Annotated in this window: 18 protein-coding genes and 1 riboswitch; of the genes, 14 read left to right on the forward strand and 4 right to left on the reverse strand. The window is 39.7% G+C overall.

What is annotated here, in order from left to right:
* The first annotated feature begins 1 nt into the window (after position 1).
* From MFP28_RS03030 to yidD, 4 genes are read left to right on the forward strand one after another with little or no spacing between them, the layout of a single operon-like run.
* Complete coding sequence (locus MFP28_RS03030) at positions 2–712, forward strand: segregation/condensation protein A (protein ID WP_002905882.1); 711 nt, start codon at positions 2–4, stop codon at positions 710–712.
* Positions 705–1,274 (forward strand): SMC-Scp complex subunit ScpB, encoded by a 570-nt coding sequence (gene scpB / locus MFP28_RS03035; protein ID WP_002894610.1) that lies wholly within the window; start codon positions 705–707, stop codon positions 1,272–1,274. The genes MFP28_RS03030 and scpB overlap by 8 nt, the downstream gene beginning before the upstream one ends.
* Positions 1,261–1,989, forward strand: a complete 729-nt coding sequence (locus MFP28_RS03040) for a pseudouridine synthase (RefSeq protein WP_002905883.1) — start codon at positions 1,261–1,263, stop codon at positions 1,987–1,989. The genes scpB and MFP28_RS03040 overlap by 14 nt, the downstream gene beginning before the upstream one ends.
* The gene (yidD, locus tag MFP28_RS03045; protein WP_032915796.1) at positions 1,986–2,240 is read left to right on the forward strand and encodes a membrane protein insertion efficiency factor YidD; all 255 of its coding nucleotides are present in this window, start codon (positions 1,986–1,988) and stop codon (positions 2,238–2,240) included. The genes MFP28_RS03040 and yidD overlap by 4 nt, the downstream gene beginning before the upstream one ends.
* Before the next feature lie 46 nt (positions 2,241–2,286).
* Here the strand turns inward: yidD and MFP28_RS03050 are convergent, their stop codons facing one another.
* Positions 2,287–3,726: a TrkH family potassium uptake protein gene (locus MFP28_RS03050; RefSeq protein ID WP_002905886.1), complete on the reverse strand. Its 1,440-nt coding sequence runs from the start codon at positions 3,724–3,726 to the stop codon at positions 2,287–2,289.
* 5 nt (positions 3,727–3,731) lie between these two features.
* Positions 3,732–5,081, reverse strand: a complete 1,350-nt coding sequence (gene trkA, locus MFP28_RS03055; RefSeq protein ID WP_002905887.1) for a Trk system potassium transporter TrkA — start codon at positions 5,079–5,081, stop codon at positions 3,732–3,734.
* Positions 5,082–5,422: 341 nt separating this feature from the next.
* On the opposite strand from trkA, the gene MFP28_RS03060 reads away from it, so the two are divergent.
* The 3 genes from MFP28_RS03060 to MFP28_RS03070 all read left to right on the forward strand — a co-directional run bounded on the left by MFP28_RS03060 (position 5,423) and on the right by MFP28_RS03070 (position 7,519).
* Positions 5,423–5,926, forward strand: coding sequence for a tRNA (cytidine(34)-2'-O)-methyltransferase (locus tag MFP28_RS03060; RefSeq protein WP_032915798.1), 504 nt, complete (start codon positions 5,423–5,425; stop codon positions 5,924–5,926).
* A 116-nt stretch (positions 5,927–6,042) separates the two neighbouring features.
* A riboswitch (FMN riboswitch) is annotated at positions 6,043–6,190 on the forward strand.
* Positions 6,191–6,321: 131 nt separating this feature from the next.
* Complete coding sequence (locus MFP28_RS03065) at positions 6,322–6,879, forward strand: ECF transporter S component (RefSeq protein WP_002905889.1); 558 nt, start codon at positions 6,322–6,324, stop codon at positions 6,877–6,879.
* Positions 6,869–7,519, forward strand: coding sequence for a phosphatase PAP2 family protein (locus MFP28_RS03070; protein WP_002905890.1), 651 nt, complete (start codon positions 6,869–6,871; stop codon positions 7,517–7,519). The genes MFP28_RS03065 and MFP28_RS03070 overlap by 11 nt, the downstream gene beginning before the upstream one ends.
* A gap of 204 nt (positions 7,520–7,723) precedes the next feature.
* Here MFP28_RS03070 and MFP28_RS03075 read toward each other — a convergent pair whose 3' ends face one another.
* Complete coding sequence (locus MFP28_RS03075) at positions 7,724–8,296, reverse strand: TetR/AcrR family transcriptional regulator (protein ID WP_002905891.1); 573 nt, start codon at positions 8,294–8,296, stop codon at positions 7,724–7,726.
* A 340-nt stretch (positions 8,297–8,636) separates the two neighbouring features.
* Here MFP28_RS03075 and MFP28_RS03080 point away from each other — a divergent pair, with 340 nt between their 5' ends.
* The 7 genes from MFP28_RS03080 (at position 8,637) to MFP28_RS03110 (ending at position 14,989) form a co-directional block, all read left to right on the forward strand.
* Complete coding sequence (locus tag MFP28_RS03080; RefSeq protein WP_002905892.1) at positions 8,637–9,980, forward strand: MATE family efflux transporter; 1,344 nt, start codon at positions 8,637–8,639, stop codon at positions 9,978–9,980.
* Positions 9,981–10,585: 605 nt separating this feature from the next.
* Positions 10,586–10,885: an MGMT family protein gene (locus MFP28_RS03085; protein ID WP_002905893.1), complete on the forward strand. Its 300-nt coding sequence runs from the start codon at positions 10,586–10,588 to the stop codon at positions 10,883–10,885.
* Between the two features lie 59 nt (positions 10,886–10,944).
* On the forward strand, positions 10,945–11,892 hold the full coding sequence (locus MFP28_RS03090; RefSeq protein WP_002905894.1) for a TIGR01212 family radical SAM protein: 948 nt from the start codon (positions 10,945–10,947) through the stop codon (positions 11,890–11,892).
* The gene (locus tag MFP28_RS03095) at positions 11,886–12,437 is read left to right on the forward strand and encodes a tRNA (mnm(5)s(2)U34)-methyltransferase (RefSeq protein WP_002905895.1); all 552 of its coding nucleotides are present in this window, start codon (positions 11,886–11,888) and stop codon (positions 12,435–12,437) included. The genes MFP28_RS03090 and MFP28_RS03095 overlap by 7 nt, the downstream gene beginning before the upstream one ends.
* Before the next feature lie 239 nt (positions 12,438–12,676).
* Positions 12,677–13,273 carry a TetR/AcrR family transcriptional regulator gene (locus MFP28_RS03100; protein ID WP_002905896.1) on the forward strand — a complete coding sequence of 199 codons (597 nt, stop codon included), beginning with the start codon at positions 12,677–12,679 and terminating at the stop codon, positions 13,271–13,273.
* Positions 13,273–14,226, forward strand: coding sequence for an ABC transporter ATP-binding protein (locus MFP28_RS03105; RefSeq protein ID WP_002905897.1), 954 nt, complete (start codon positions 13,273–13,275; stop codon positions 14,224–14,226). Before MFP28_RS03100 ends, MFP28_RS03105 begins: the two co-directional genes overlap by 1 nt.
* A complete protein-coding gene (locus MFP28_RS03110; RefSeq protein ID WP_002905898.1) occupies positions 14,213–14,989 on the forward strand; it encodes an ABC transporter permease in 777 nt (258 codons plus the stop codon). The genes MFP28_RS03105 and MFP28_RS03110 overlap by 14 nt, the downstream gene beginning before the upstream one ends.
* Before the next feature lie 546 nt (positions 14,990–15,535).
* Here MFP28_RS03110 and MFP28_RS03115 read toward each other — a convergent pair.
* Positions 15,536–16,300 (reverse strand): class I SAM-dependent methyltransferase, encoded by a 765-nt coding sequence (locus tag MFP28_RS03115; protein WP_002905900.1) that lies wholly within the window; start codon positions 16,298–16,300, stop codon positions 15,536–15,538.
* Between the last annotated feature and the right edge of the window lie 12 nt (positions 16,301–16,312).

The following is a 16,312-nucleotide window of genomic DNA, read 5'->3' on the forward strand; positions in this document are numbered from 1 at the left end:
AATGGATATCAAACTAAAAGATTTTGAAGGCCCGCTGGACCTGCTGCTCCACCTTGTATCTAAGTACCAGGTGGATATTTATGATGTGCCCATTACGGAGGTCATCGAGCAGTATCTGGCTTATGTGGCCACCTTGCAGGCCATGAAGCTGGAAGTGACGGGCGAGTACATGGTCATGGCAAGCCAGCTCATGCTGATTAAGAGCCGCAAGCTTCTGCCTAAGGTGGCGGATAATGCTGAGTTGGAAGATGATTTGGAGCAAGACCTCTTGAGTCAGATTGAGGAATACCGCAGGTTCAAGCTCTTGGGTGAGAAAATGTCGCTCCAGCATGATGACCGAGCGCTTTATTATTCTAAGCCCAAGCTGGAGCTGGTTTATGAAGATGCTGAGCTCCTGCATGACAAGTCAACGATAGATCTTTTCTTAGCTTTTTCCAAGGTTATAGCCAAAAAGCAAGAGGAGTTTTCTAAGAGCCATACGACCATTGTGCGAGATGAGTACAAGATCGAGGACATGATGGAAGTGGTGCGTCAGCGCTGTACTAGTAAGAGCCGTCTGGCTCTGCAGGAGATATTTGCAGAGACCAAGGACATGAATGAAGTTATTACTCTCTTTCTGGCGACATTGGAATTGGTCAAGGTGCAGGAAGTGCAAGTCATTCAGGAAGAAAATTTTGGAAATATTTATTTAGTAGGAAGAGGAAATGAGTAAGTTAGCAGAGATTGAAGCCCTGCTTTTTGTGGCGGGAGAAGATGGACTCAAGGTTCATCAATTGGCAGAAATCCTTTCTTTGCCGCCGACCGGGGTTATTCAGAGTTTGGAGAAGTTGGCTGAGCAATATGAAGCCAATCCAGACTCTAGCCTGACCCTGCTGGAAACTTCAAAGACATACAAGCTGGTCACAAAGCCAGAGTTTGCTGAGATTCTTCGGGCCTATTCACGGGCGCCAATCAATCAAAGTCTGTCGCGGGCAGCACTTGAGACCTTGTCTATCATTGCCTATAAGCAGCCGATTACAAGAGTAGAAATAGATGACATCCGCGGGGTTAATTCCAGCGGTGCATTGGCCAAACTCTTGGCTTTTGAACTGGTTCGAGAGGATGGTAAAAAGGAAGTCATTGGCCGGCCAAATCTCTATGTGACAACGGATTATTTCTTAGACTATATGGGGATCAATCACCTAGATGAGCTGCCGATTGTCGAAGAAACAGAGCTAGTTGCTGAAGAAAGCCAGCTCTTTATTGAAAGGACAGATATCGATGAGAATCAATAAATACATCGCTCATGCTGGGATAGCCAGCCGCCGTAAGGCAGAAGAGCTAATCAGGCAGGGGAAGGTCAGTATAAACGGCCAAGTGGTACGTGAGCTGGCGACGAACGTTAAGTCTGGCGACCGTGTGGAAGTAGAAGGCCAACCTATCTACAATGAAGAGAAGGTTTATTACCTCCTCAATAAGCCACGCGGGGTCATTTCCTCTGTCAGTGATGACAAGGGTCGCAAGACAGTCGTGGATCTCTTGCCCCAGGTCAAGGAGCGGATTTATCCGGTTGGTCGTTTGGACTGGGACACTTCTGGTATCCTCATTCTGACCAATGACGGAGACTTTACCGACGAGATGATTCATCCCCGCAATGAGATTGACAAGGTCTATGTGGCGCGTGTCAAAGGATTGGCCAATAAAGAAGTTCTTCGTCCTCTGACTCGCGGTATTGAAATCGAGGGGCGCAAAACCCAGCCAGCAGTTTATGAGATTATTAAGGTTGATCCGGCGAAAAATCGCTCGGTCGTTCAGCTGACCATCCACGAAGGGCGTAACCATCAGGTCAAGAAGATGTTCCAAGCAGTCGGACTGCAAGTGGATAAGCTGTCACGGACTCGCTTTGGTCATTTGGACCTGACTGGCCTCAAGCCTGGTGAGTATCGTAAGCTCAGTAAAAAAGAAGTCAGCCAGCTGCATACACTGGCTGTAACCAAGACCAAGAAATGATAAAGAAACTGCTTATTGCTCCTGTCCGCTTTTATCAACGTTTCATCTCACCTGCTTTTCCTCCATCTTGCCGCTTTCGGCCCACCTGCTCTAACTATATGATAGAGGCTATCCAGAAGCATGGTGCCAAGGGAGTTTTGATGGGTTTGGCGCGAATTCTCCGCTGTCATCCTTGGTCTCAGTCAGGAGAGGATCCTGTACCAGACCATTTCAGTCTGAAAAGAAACGCTACAAGCAAAAAGTCACACTAGCTATTTAGCTAGTGTGACTTTTTTTTCTATAATTTCAGAGTGTTTCCTACCTTCTAGACCAAGTCTTAGGCAAGAAGAGCAGGAGAATTGGGTAAATTTCCAAACGTCCGCCAATCATGGCAAAGGATAGCAATAGCTTAGAAAAAGGACTGAAGATAGAAAAAGTATCCGTCGTCCCAATCATAGGACCGATATTGTTGAAGCAGGATAGAACACCACTGACAACTGTCATGAGATTGTTGTTATCCAGGCTGACGATGAAAATGAGTGCCAGCACGATCAAAACATAGGTTGCTAAATATTTGAGGACCTTGTGCTGGGTATCCTTATCTAAGACTGCACCATTAACATGCATGGTTAGGACCCGATTGGGTGATAGGGTAGAGAGAATTTGATTTTTGGCAATGCGGGAAATGATAATCCCCCGAATGACCTTGAATCCCCCAGCGGTTGATCCGGCCGAGCCCCCGATACACATGAGCAGAAGCAGGATGACCTGAGAAAAGAGGGGCCACTTGACCGTATCACCATAGCCGAATCCAGTCGTTGTGATGATATTGGAAACCTGGAAGAAGGAAATCTCCACACTCTTGGCAAAGCCTTGATAGAGGTGGAAGACATTAAAGGCAATCAAGGAAGTGGAAAGAAAGACAATCCAGAGATAACCCCTAAGCTCTTCATCACCAAAGCAGGCCTTAAACTTGCGAATCAGCAAGTAATAGTAGAGATTAAAGTTGACCCCGAAAGCCAAGACCCCAAAGCTGACCAGATAAGTAATCAGTGAGCTGTTGTAGTGGGCAATACCGTCATTGTATACGGTGAATCCTCCCGTACCAGCTGTTCCCATGGCAATCACAAGGCTGTCAAAGAGCGGCATACCCGCTAGGAAATAAAGCAGAGCAAAGATAGCAAAGAGAGCCAGATAGATGATATAGAGGATTTGGGCCGTACTCTTGAGCTTAGACACAACCTTGCCAAAGACTGGGCCCGGAACTTCTGCTTTCATGACCTCCAAGTGGCCATTTTTAGCATTGTCCATAATAGCTAGGGCAAAGACCAGCACTCCCATCCCTCCGATTAAGTGAGTAAAACTGCGCCAGAAGAGCAGCGAATGAGAGAGAACGCCGACATCGTTGAGAATAGTCGCTCCCGTGGTTGTAAAGCCAGAGCTGACCTCAAAGAAAGCATCGATGATGTCCGGTATCTGACCAGAGAAGACAAAGGGCAGGGCTCCGAAGAAGGACCAGAGAATCCAGCAAAGGGCTACAATCAGTACCCCTTCCTTGGCGTAGATATGTAGGTCCTTGGGCTTAAAATAAGAGCCTATGCCACCTAAAACTAGCAGGATAGCCATGGTCGCCCCAATAGAGAGAAAGACCTTTAAAGGTTCACCGTAGATTAGAGCGACGATGATGGGCACGATTAGCAGAGCCGCCTCAATCAGTAGTAATTTTGCCAGCAGGTAGCGAATCATAGATCTATTCATGTGGCCTACCTCGCTAACAGATCGTAAATCTGCGTGATATTTTGCAGCAGAGTGGTCACGACAATTTTATCTCCAACTTGCAGATTGTCATCGCCTGTAGGGAAGATAGCTTTACCTTGGCGGATAATGGCCGCAATCAGGACATCTTTCTTTAGATGAAGCTGAGATAGAGGAATACCAGTCATCTTGTTTTCTTCCTTGATTTGGAATTGTAGGGTCTCGATTTGGCCGTTGGCTACGTGGTGCAGAGCTTCTAGGTTAGAGAACTGAGCATTGTAGCGACCGCGGATAAAGTGCATAACCGTATCAACGGCGATACCTTTAGGTGTCACGATGCTGGCAAAGTCTTGGTTATCAATGATTTCCAACAAACTAGTCCGGTTGACCTTGGTGATGTTTTTCTGCACACCCAGATTATTAAGAAACATGGAAGTAATGATATTTTCCTCATCTACACCAGTCAGGGTAGCAATGGCATCAAAGTTATTGGCGCGTTCCTCCAGCAGGATATCCTTGGCAGTACCGTCTCCATGGACGACATATAGATCAGGAAATTCCTGACTGAAAAAGGTTGCCCGTTCATGGTTAGATTCAATGACTTTGAGCTCGATTTTACTATTCTTGAGAATATTGAGCAGGTAGTAGGCAATCTTGCCTGCTCCGATAATCATCAGGCTCTTAACCACTCTAGGTCGTACCATATTATGGAATTGAACGATGTCCAGGCGGTTACCTGTGACATAAATCTTGTCGCCGGCCTCCAAAGTGAAGTCGCCGTCAGGAATTTCCAAGTGCCCTTTTCTCTCAATAGCACAGACAATGATATTTCCAAATTTCTTGCGGAACTGGGAAATACTCATCTGGCAGAGATTGCTGTCTTCCTTGAGTTTGAACTCCATCAGTGCCACCCGGCCATTGGCAAAGTGCTCTACTGATAGGGCGTTAGGGAAGTCAATGATATTAGCGATGTAGCGAGCAGTTAGGAGCTCAGGATTGACCACCAGCGAGAAGCCTAGGATGTTCTTCTCCTTAAAGTAAGGGTTGGAATATTCAGGATTACGCACCCGAACGACAGTTTCCTTAGCCCCCATCCGTTTGGCCAGAACAGCTGAAACCATGTTGACCTCATCATGCTCGGTCATGGAGATGAAGATGTCACAGTGACTAACATCCGCTTGTTCTAGGATTTTGAAGTTAGCTCCATTGCCAGCAATACCGATAATGTCATAGCGCTTGGTAATCTGGTTGAGAACAGCTTCATCCTGCTCAATCAGGATAACATCATGTTTTTCAGCCACTAAGGAGCGACAGAGGGCCGTTCCGACCTTCCCGCCGCCAACAACGATAATTTTCATAAGTTTAGATTCCTCCAAAGTATGTATCTATCATACTCTTTTTTCATTTAAATTTCATCTATAAAATACAGAATAGCTTGCTTATTTATAGAATTGCCAATATTTTTTTACAAAAATGGTATCTTCCTGTGATATTTTTAAAAAAAGTACAACTTTTTGAGCATTTTTTATTGACTTGTAGGCTGAAAGTGTTATACTAAATGAGTACCTTCATTGGTTTACCTCAAACCTGTTGTGATGTAAGTTAATGAAGCCTTAACCACGCTGTTTGCTGAGCTTGACTCCGGGCAGTGTGGCTATTTTTTTATCTAAAGAAAAATACTAGGAAAAATATTCTTATTATGAAAAATCATATCGTTCTTTTTGAGCCTCAGATTCCGCAGAATACCGGAAATATTGCCCGTACTTGTGCCGCGACTAATTCGCCGCTTCACATCATCAAGCCCATGGGCTTTCCCATTGATGATCGCAAGATGAAGCGGGCTGGGCTGGACTATTGGGATAAGCTGAACATCACCTATTATGAGAGTTTAGGCGATTTTATGGAGCAGATGGATGGCCGTCTTTATCTGATTTCTAAGTTTGCAGAGAAGGTCTATTCTGAGGAAAAGTTTGCAGCAGAAGGTTCGCACTATTTTATGTTTGGTCGTGAGGACAAGGGGTTGCCAGAGGAATTTATGCGTCGTCATCCAGAAAAGGCTCTGCGTATTCCCATGAACGACCAGCATGTCCGTAGCCTTAATGTATCAAATGCTGTCTGCATGATTGTCTATGAAGCCCTGCGCCAGCAGAATTTTGCTGGCTTAGATTTGGTACATGAGTATGAAGCGGACAAGCTGAAGTAGTGGGATGAATGTATCTAAGCAGTAATTTTTTCTAATAGATAGAATACTATTGTTGAAACATTTTTAATTACATCAATCAAAATGCTTGCTCTGGCAGGTTTTTTTTGTTATGATAATGATGTCTTCAGGGCAGGGTGAAATTCCCGACCGGCGGTAATTTTTGGATTGGAATTTTTTTCTCAATGCCAAATCAAGTCCGCGAGCGCAAGCTGATGTGGTGAGATTCCACAACCGACAGTATAGTCTGGATGGGAGAAGACGAGAGGCAGTGAAGCATTCTTGCCGTTTAATCTTTATTTAAGGGCTGAGCCTTATACTAAATAATCATTAGCTGACAAGCTTTTTTCAGTGGCCTTTCCGGCTTCTCTAATTTTTATAAATTGGAGGAACCTGTGATGACAAATACTCGTAAGTTGGCGATTGTAGCAGTTTTATCTGCTCTATCATTTCTACTCATGCTTTATGAGATTCCCTTGATAACCGAGTTTCTAAAGTTGGATTTTTCAATTATTCCGATTTTACTGGCTTTGGTAGTCTTGGATTTAAAAAGCTCTCTGGCAGTGCTCTTGATTCGCTCTGTCTTAAAGCTGGCTTTGAATAATAATGGCGTAGGCACTCTAATCGGTCTACCCATGAATATACTGGCTGTAGCAGTCTTTGTTTGTGCTTTTTCCCTCTTGTGGAAAAAAAGGAAGAGCTTGTTTGACTATATAAAGGCTTCTTTGGTAGCAACGCTTGGTCTAACTGTTACAATGATTGTTGTAAATGTTATTTATGCAGTTCCTCTCTTTGCAAGGTTTGCAGGTTTTGATATTTATAAAACATACGGTCTTTCCAAGTATCTGCTGACCATGATTGTCCCTTTTAACCTATTAGAAGGAGTGATCTGGGCTGTCGTCTTTTGGCTGATATACAAGCTTTTGCAGCCCGTCCTAAAACGCTATGAAAAATAAACAATCTTATCTAACAAAGGGCTCTTTTGCCCTTTTACTTTTCGTCATGCTAGGCTACATGGTCAAGTTTTATCCTGACCAGCTGACCAGCTTTGACACCCCGATTCAGACCTGGCTGCGGGGAGACTTGCCTGCAGCTTTGACGATATTTTTCAAACTAGTGACCAGTGTGATTGATCCGATGGGGATTATCATCTGGGTTTCAGCTCTTGTCCTTTTTTTCCTTTACAAAAAATGGAAGCTAGAAGCTGCCTTGCTAGCGGGAAATCTGGTCTTACACGGGATTTTGATTAAGCTGATTAAACTCGTTTACCACAGAAGCCGGCCGAGTCTTTCGCATTTGGTCCAAGAGGGCGGTTACTCTTTCCCGAGTGGACATTCCATGGCGACAGCCATTGTTCTTGGGACCTTGATTATTATCGCTCAGCAACGAATTCAAAACCAAAAAATCAAGCGCTTGGTACAAGGTTTGCTTCTGGTCTTTATCTTAACGATTATGGCATCCAGAGTCTATCTGGGCGTGCACTACCCGACAGATGTGATCGGAGGAGCCTTGATGGGCTTTGCCATTCTCAATATCGAATTTCCTTTTTATGACAAGCTGCGTTTTCAGTGGCGTTTCAAGGGACAGCAGAAATAGCGTTTACTTTGATAAGAATAATCAATAGAAACAGAGTTACAGAGTCGAAAAATCATTTATGGCATAATTCTTGAGTTTTAGAATTCAAACTTAGTTTTGGATTTACAGTTATCATACACTGGCCGTTAAAAAATGAGTTATAATTGAATTATTGAAAAACACCAAATGGACATGGTAAGTAGTTCATTTGGTGTTTTTTTAGTTTTAAGCATTTTGCATAATATCTTGAATAGATAGCTTGCAAAGTAATTTGAATTTTTTAGAAAAAACATCAGGAGATTCTGGAATTGCTTGTGTAATCCATGACTTTATAATTGATAGAGTATAATTAACAAGTAATTCTTCAGTAAACTCTCTAGATAAACCCATTTTACTAGACAGTTGAATGTTTTGGCTAATCCAAGTCTTATATTGTTTCTTTAAAAAAAGTTCCCAATTAGGATCAGCTGCAGTTGAATAAAGATATTTTAGCCAGATTCTATTCTCATAAATTAATGGTATTATTTCAGAAGCAAGGAAGTCAATAAGAAGAGCATTATCGGATCCATTTGAACCTGGTACAAAATCTAGCATTTTTGACATTATTCGTTCGTCAATGTCATGATGAATAGCTTCAATTATTTCGTTAGAAGAGTTGAAATGATTTTTATAGATTGTTTGTCTCGCTATGCCTGCTTCTTCTGCAATCTCAGAAAAAGAAAAGTTAGATTTATCAGGATATTTTTCAGAAAGTCGAAAGAAAGCAGTGATAATATTTTCTCGCGTATCTTTGGTCATCGCTGTTATTCTCCTTGTCAGTCAATATGTAGCCTAGTACTTCTATTGTTATTATTAAAAAATTATTTTAGTCTAAGTATAATTAATTAGATTCAATACTAACAAAAAAATTACAGTTTGTAAAAAATTTTCTAAATTGCTTTTGATTATTCTGTAAAAGCGAGATATTTTGGCTACATTTTGTAAATTTTTGGTACTGGAAGCAGTATAATGAAAATGTTATTATGTAATTTATATTGTGTCTATGCTCTTTATCAAATGGGGAAATGTTGTCTAAAAGGGTATATGACTGGAAGAATCTTTAGGAATAGAAAGAGCTTTGAACAAATGAGACATAGTCATGAATAAATTAGAAAATATATCTGTAAAAAAACTGTTAGTTCAACTAATTATTCCCTCATTAGTTACAGCAATAGTAAGTGGATCTTATAATTTAGTTGATGGCATATTCATTGGACAGACCTTAGGGATTGAGGGAAATTCTGCTAATACATATACATTTATGATATATGCCTTGGTCTATGCTTTTTCAGCTCTAGCAAGCGAAGGAACAGCATCCTTGTTGACAATCTCACTTGGCAAAAAGGATTACAAAAATGCCCGATTAATTTTAGATTCCTCTATCCAAGTTTCTTTAATTTTATCAATTCTACAGTCGATACTTTTGTGGTTTTCCTTAGAAGGCTTATTGATTATTTTTGGGGCACCACAAGAACTGTATCATTATGTTAAGGAATTTTGCCTTACATTTCTTATTGGGTCACCTATATATTTTGTCTCACACACTCTTTTGTACTGTTTGCGGGCCCAAGGTAAGATTAAAGAAGTTTTACATATCAATGCTATTTCATTTCTTGTGAATGCAGGGACTGGTGCAGTTCTAATTCTTGTATTTCATACTGGTTTTTTTGGATCAGCTTTATCTACAGTTCTGGCTAATCTTGCTGCACTTATCTTGACATTCAGAGAGTACACTGGAAAATCTAACGATTTAAAAATAGATTTGAAGAGCTTATTATTTATTGATAAAAAGCTTATTAATAAAATTATTGCAATGGGGCTGCCATTCTTTCTCACAACGGTCATATCTGTGATATTACTGATATTATATAATAGGGTTGCTTTTGATTATGCTGGTACTTATGGTATTGCTGCTTTATCTATAACTTCTTCAATCTATCGCTATATTATTTCTTTGATGAATGCTATTACAAATGGAGTTCAGCCTGTAATTAGTTTTAATTATGGTGCAAAAAATTATAGTAGAATAAAGCAATCACTTAGTCTTTCACTAATAATCAGCACAATTTTTTCTCTGTTCTTGTTCCTTGTAATTCAAATTTTTGCAGTGCAAATAGCTACACTTTTTAATTCAAGCGATCCGAAGTTTATAAAGTTTTCTAGTACAGCCTTAAGACTTGTTATGATTTCGTTACCTGTACAAGGAATCATCAATATCGGAACTAACTATTTTCAATATATTTCTTTCTCGCGGATATCTACTTTTTTAGTTATTCTGAGACAGATCATTTTTCAAATACCTTTAGCGTTATTTTTACCAATTTTGTTTGGAATAACTGGCCTGTGGTCCTCTTATTTTATTTCAGATTTTTTGATACTTGTGATTATAATGTTTTGGCTAAAATTTATGATGACTAAATTAAGAAACATTATGGAGGCATAAAATGACCTATATAGAGATGGGTAATTCTTTTAAACGATATAAATCAGGAGACAGCGAGATTGTCGCTAATAATAATATGAATTACAAAATAGATAAGAGAGACGATGTATATCTATAAAGAGATAATTTAATTTTATCTATTCTAGGTTAGGTTCTGTAGTAAATTTTTGTTTAAAAAATATAAACATGTTAGAAGCATTAAAATCTGTAGTTTGATTATATTTGTTTTATATATATTATTTGAGTATAATTATATCCCTTTTTCTTTATGGAAGAAGGGATTTTTCGAGTCACTGCCGGATCTTGTGGTAGAATGGAATGTATAAAAACTTATAACCTCTTAAACCTTTATTATTGGAAGTTTTTTAGAGAGTTAGCTAATCAATAAGGCTGTAGAAGTAAGTTTCGATTGCTTCTATCTTAGGAACAATCTTGCCATGAACTGGAGGGTAAGAAAGCTTTATATCTATAAGTGGAATGGAAGTTGCTCGGAAATGATATGAGTACATCATCAATGAAAGAGGTTTAATAATATAGCTTCTAAAACGAAGGGTAGTGTTCCGGCCTTTCTGATCCACTTTGTAAAAAGGAGGGTCATTTCCGTTTTGAATCAAGAACTCATCGATGCCGTTTTGGCGTTAGTAGATACCATTCCATCTGGGCGCGTGGCGACCTATGGCCAGATTGCCCGTTTGATTGGGCGGCCTAAAAACGCTCGCTTGGTGGGAAAGATTCTCAGTCAGTCGGAACTTTATGGTAGCAAGCATCCTTGCCATCGGGTGGTTAATGCAGCAGGGCGCCTCGCACCTGGCTGGGAAGACCAGAGGCACTTGCTCTGGGCGGAGGGAGTGGACTTGAAGGCCAATGGCTGTGTGGATTTAAAAGTTTATTTGTGGGAACGGTGATTTCCTTCTTTCCTTGTGAAAGAGGGAATTTTTGTTTCTATACTCTTTTTTGTGGTAGAATGAAAGGTATGAAATCTTACAATTCTTTGAATGATTATTATCGCAAACTTTTTGGAGAAAAGACTTTTAAGGTGCCTATTGATGCGGGCTTTGACTGTCCCAATCGGGATGGTACGGTAGCGCATGGAGGCTGCACTTTTTGTACCGTTTCGGGCTCTGGTGATGCTATTGTGGCACCAGATGCGCCCATCCGCGAGCAGTTTTACAAGGAAATTGACTTTATGCACCGCAAGTGGCCGGATGTTCGCAAGTATCTGGTCTATTTCCAGAACTTCACCAATACCCATGAGAAGCTTGAAGTGATTCGTGAGCGCTATGAGCAGGCCATTAATGAGCCAGGTGTCGTTGGACTCAATATCGGAACTCGGCCGGACTGTTTGCCTGATGAGACCATCGCCTACTTGGCTGACTTGTCCGAGCGTATGCATGTGACCGTGGAACTGGGGCTTCAGACTACCTATGAGGAGACTTCGGACCTCATCAATCGTGCCCATTCTTATGAGCTCTATGTGGAGACGGTCCAGCGAGTTCGTAAGCAGGCTCCCAAGGCGGAGATTGTCTCTCACTTGATCAATGGCCTGCCGGGTGAGACTCATGAGATGATGTTGGAGAATGTCCGCCGCTGTGTGACAGACAATGACATTCAAGGAATTAAACTTCACTTGCTTCACTTGATGACTAATACCCGTATGCAGCGGGATTATCATGAAGGGCGGCTGCAGCTGCTCAGTCAGGAGGAATATGTCTCCATCGTCTGCGACCAGCTTGAGATTATCCCCGAGCATATTGTCATCCACCGTATCACAGGCGATGCTCCGCGAGATATGTTGATTGGCCCTATGTGGAGCCTCAATAAATGGGAAGTTCTCAATGCCATTGAGGCAGAAATGCGTCGCCGTGGCAGCAGGCAAGGCTGTAAAGCAAAGGAGCAGAGATTCGTATGTTAAGACCCTTACAGATGGCCCATGCCTTTTTGGCAGAAGTGGTGACCAAGGAAGATATCGTGGTGGATGCTACTATGGGGAATGGGCACGACACCCTCTTTCTGGCTAAGTTGGCCAAGCAGGTCTATGCTTTTGACATTCAGGAGCAGGCTGTGGAAAAGACCCGCCAAGGCTTGGCGGAAGCGGATTTGGACAATGCTCAGCTAATCTTGGCTGGCCATGAGACCCTGGACCAATACACAGACCATTTCAAGGCTGCTATTTTTAATCTTGGCTACCTGCCTTCGGCGGACAAGTCTGTCATTACCCGACCAGATACGACGCTGGAAGCTTTGGAAAAGGTCTGTTGGGGCTTAGAAAAAGGCGGCCGCGCAGCGATCATGATTTACTACGGGCATGAAGGTGGCGAAGTTGAAAAAGATGCGGTCCTAGACTTTGTCAGTCAACTGCCTCAGCAGGATTTCACTGTTGCCCTCTACAAGACCATCAATCAGATTAATAATCCGCCTTTTTTGGTCATGATTGAAAAATTGAGAGAAGGAACTTGAGATACAATAAGGATACAGAGAGAAAAGCCAGATAATAGGAGCTTTCAGTACTGTATCCTTATTTTTTAAATCGTGAAAATCGAATAATCAGGTCTAAATGAAGATAATTAAGGTGTGTGTAAATTTAAAATCTTATATTTTCTTACATAGAAGATATAAGACTTTTGACATTTTTCAGTTTATATGATAATCTATGACTATAAAAACAAAAAACGTCACAATGTTTTTAGGAGGAAGTTATGGCTACTGCTTTTACTGCTGAAGAAAAAGAAGTAATTAGAAAGAAATTACATAAAGTTGCAAAGGAATGCCTTCAAAGATATGGGGTTAAGAAAACCACAGTTGACCAAATGGCAGCAATGACAGATATTTCCAAAGGTTCTTTTTATAATTTTTATTCTTCAAAGGAAATGTTATTTTTTGCGGTCTTAGAAGAATATCAAATAGATGTTATGGATCGCCTGACAGAACAATTAGATATGGAAGCCAAGATAGATACAAATCGTCTGGTACAGTTACTTTATGATTTTTATCAAGATTTTCGCTATTCATTTATGTATACCATATTTAAAAATCATGAAATGGAATTACTTGTAAGAAAGTTGCCAAGAGAAGTGATAGCAAATCATCATCTGATAGATGATAGGATGGTTAAAAAAATTGTATCCCGAATCAACATTAGAGAAAATGTATCGTTAGAAATCGTCTCTGCTTTATTTAGAACGATTGCTATGACTATTCTACACATCAAGGAAATCGGCGAAAAACAATTTGATACCACATTGAAGTTAGTCATACAAGGAATTGTGGAACAAATTACTAAGGAGGATAGGTAATGGTGAAAGAAGCAATTAGAACCGCAAACCTTTCTAAAAGATATGGAACAAAAAATGTTGTCAACAACTTGAATCTATCAATAAAACCTGGTGAAATAGTAGGTTTTTTAGGACTGAATGGTGCAGGGAAAACAACGACGATGAGAATGATGCTAGGATTGATAAAATCTACATCAGGAGAATGTTATATCCAAGGAAAAAAGTTAGATCTGAGTAATTTAGAACTTCGAAACGAAATAGGTTATATTATTGAGACGCCTTATTCTTATCCAGACTTAACTGTAAGAGAAAATTTAGAAATAGTTAGTAAATTAAGAGGGGTTAATAAAGATAATATTGACTGGGTAATTGAAAAATTAAAACTAAAGCAATATGAACATAAACAGGAGAAGCATCTTTCTTTAGGAAATGTTGCACGTTTAGGAATTGCAAAAGCGATTATTCATAAACCTAAAATCTTAATTCTTGATGAGCCGACAAATGGATTAGACCCTTTTGGAGTTATTGAAGTTAGGGAACTATTAAAGGAATTGGCGAATAATCTAGGTACAACTGTTCTTATTTCAAGTCATAATCTGGAAGAAATATCTAAAATTGCTACCAGGATAGTCATTATACATGAGGGCAGACTTATAAGAGAAGTTGAAAGCAAAGAATTAGAACAGTACTTAGAAAAGAAGTTACTAGTAAGTGGCTCTAATAATAAGGCCATGAAAGAAGTATTATCTAACCAGGGCTATCAGGTAAACATTCAATCAGACACAGAAAATAATATCGATTTCTTAGAACTAATTGATACAAAATCTGTGGATTACCCGGAAAAAATTGCTACATTGCTGGTTCAGGAAGGTTATCCACCTAAATCGCTGGCTGTTGAGAAAGAAGATTTAGAGCATTATTTCTTAAGAATACTGAATGACTATCATGGAGGAATCTCGAATGAAAAAGCTTAGTTCCTGTATTTTAATTGAATGGAGAAAGTTAATAAAATCAAAACTTTCCATCGTAACTGCTTGTTCTATCTGTTTAGTTCCTTTTATTGTTGGGCTGTTTGCAACTATGATGAAATATCCAGAGAATTTTAAAAATCTTGGTTTGATTTCTGCAAAAATGGAAATGATGAGGATAACAGACTGGTCGTCGTACTTAATGACTGTATCACAAGTCATTTCTGTTGGGGGATTGCTCATTTTTGGATTTACAGCATCTTGGGTTTTTGGTAGAGAATATTCTGATAAAACGATGATAGACCTATTAGCACTCCCAATAAAAAGAGATACAATCGTATTATCCAAGTTTATCGTTATCGCTCTATGGAGCTATATTCTATCAATTTTTGCACTTTTATTGGGATTGTTGGCTGCCAATTTGATTGGACTTGATGGTGGGAACTTAACGGTGATTTTCAAAGGTATACTTACTTTTGGTTTTTGTACTACTCTTACAATCATACTCTCTACGCCAGTAGCTTTTTTTGCTTGTTTAGGCCGGGGATATTTGTCACCATTGGCATTTATCATTTTTACTATTATTTTTTCTCAACTTGGTTCTGCTCTTAACTTTGGAAAATACATTCCATGGGCGATTCCTGCACTTGCAAGTGGTATTGCAGGAAAAGCACTATTGAATTTTGGGAGCATTGTCAGTTTATTTGGGGTAAGTATTCTAGGTCTTATCGCAACAATAGCTTGGTGGAGATATGCTGATTACGATTAAAATGAAGTGATGAAAATGCTAATAACACAAAGCTAAGTCTTATTCATTTCCATTCAAAACAACCCCTCCTGTTCAGATTGAAAAACAAGAGGGGTTATATTATGACAATCGAAAGTTTTGGGGGAGAGGGGGCTATGTGAATATCGTTTGCCTAAATGAAAAGATAGTTTCTAATATACGTGATTGGAAAAAAATGACCTTGTCTTTGATAAGTTAAGTGTCAAACCGTTCTCAGATGGCGGTTTTAGAACAAGGTAAAATCCCGTTGTTATGGGCATTAATTAAACGAACAGAACATAGCATTAACCTAAAAGAAGTTCAGCGAACGTCTTTAGACGTAGCCGGAGGGAAATAGTTTATAGCCGGTGAACAAGCCACTCATTTTCACGGGTGGTTATGATTTCTCAAAATGAGCAAAAAAGCAGTAAACCTTTGCGATTTACTGTTTCTCAAATTGTTATATTCAATTATACAAACTGGGATTTTTAGATTTTAACCCTCACGGAAAATAAAACGGGCTATTCTCCCGAAGCATTTTCTATAATATTATAGTTTAATGCAGAGTGTAGCTATATAGTCATTTCCATAGCGTGATAATCTATGTCTTTTGTCACACGATTCATAAAAATCTATCATAGCGAGACCATTTTTGAGTTGTCCTCTAATCTGAGTTTCTAAGGTATGGCTAAATTCATATCCATATTCTGGATTTATGGTTATCTTGCCTTCCTCTTCAAGCTCTTTTGAATTAAAAGGTATTGAAAACTTTAAAAGCAATTCCTCATCAGGTTTGTCCCATACAATGTCAGCATCATACATGTAGATCCAAGGATTCATGAATCCGACCATTAAGAGTCCACCCTTTTTCAATACTCGAGAGGCTTCTTTATACATGTTTTCTAAATCTTCTATATATGCATTTGAAACCGGATTAAAAATAATATCAAAAGTTTCATTTTCAAATGGAAATGGTTTTGTCATATCGCCTTGAACTGTATTGATTTTTAAGCTTTCTCTTTTAGCAACCAACTCATCTCTTTGTAATTGTGATTTAGAAAAATCCATTATGGTTACATCATAACCCTTTATAGCAAAAACTGGTCCCTGCTGTCCACCACCACAAGCTAAACCTAATATCTTTTTTCCGTTTGCTTTTTCAAACCATTCTTTTGGAACTTTTTTCCCGACAGTTAATGCAACAGAAATTGGATGTTTTCTAACTTCTTCTAATTCTTCATGTGTCAATGGCTCAGTATAGTCATTTTTTACATTATTCCATCTATCTTCATTTAATTTTATATAATTGTTCATCTTATAATCTCC

Origin of the sequence: Streptococcus sanguinis (genome assembly GCF_050234405.1) — a bacterium.
In the GTDB taxonomy this organism is placed as follows: domain Bacteria; phylum Bacillota; class Bacilli; order Lactobacillales; family Streptococcaceae; genus Streptococcus; species Streptococcus sanguinis_W.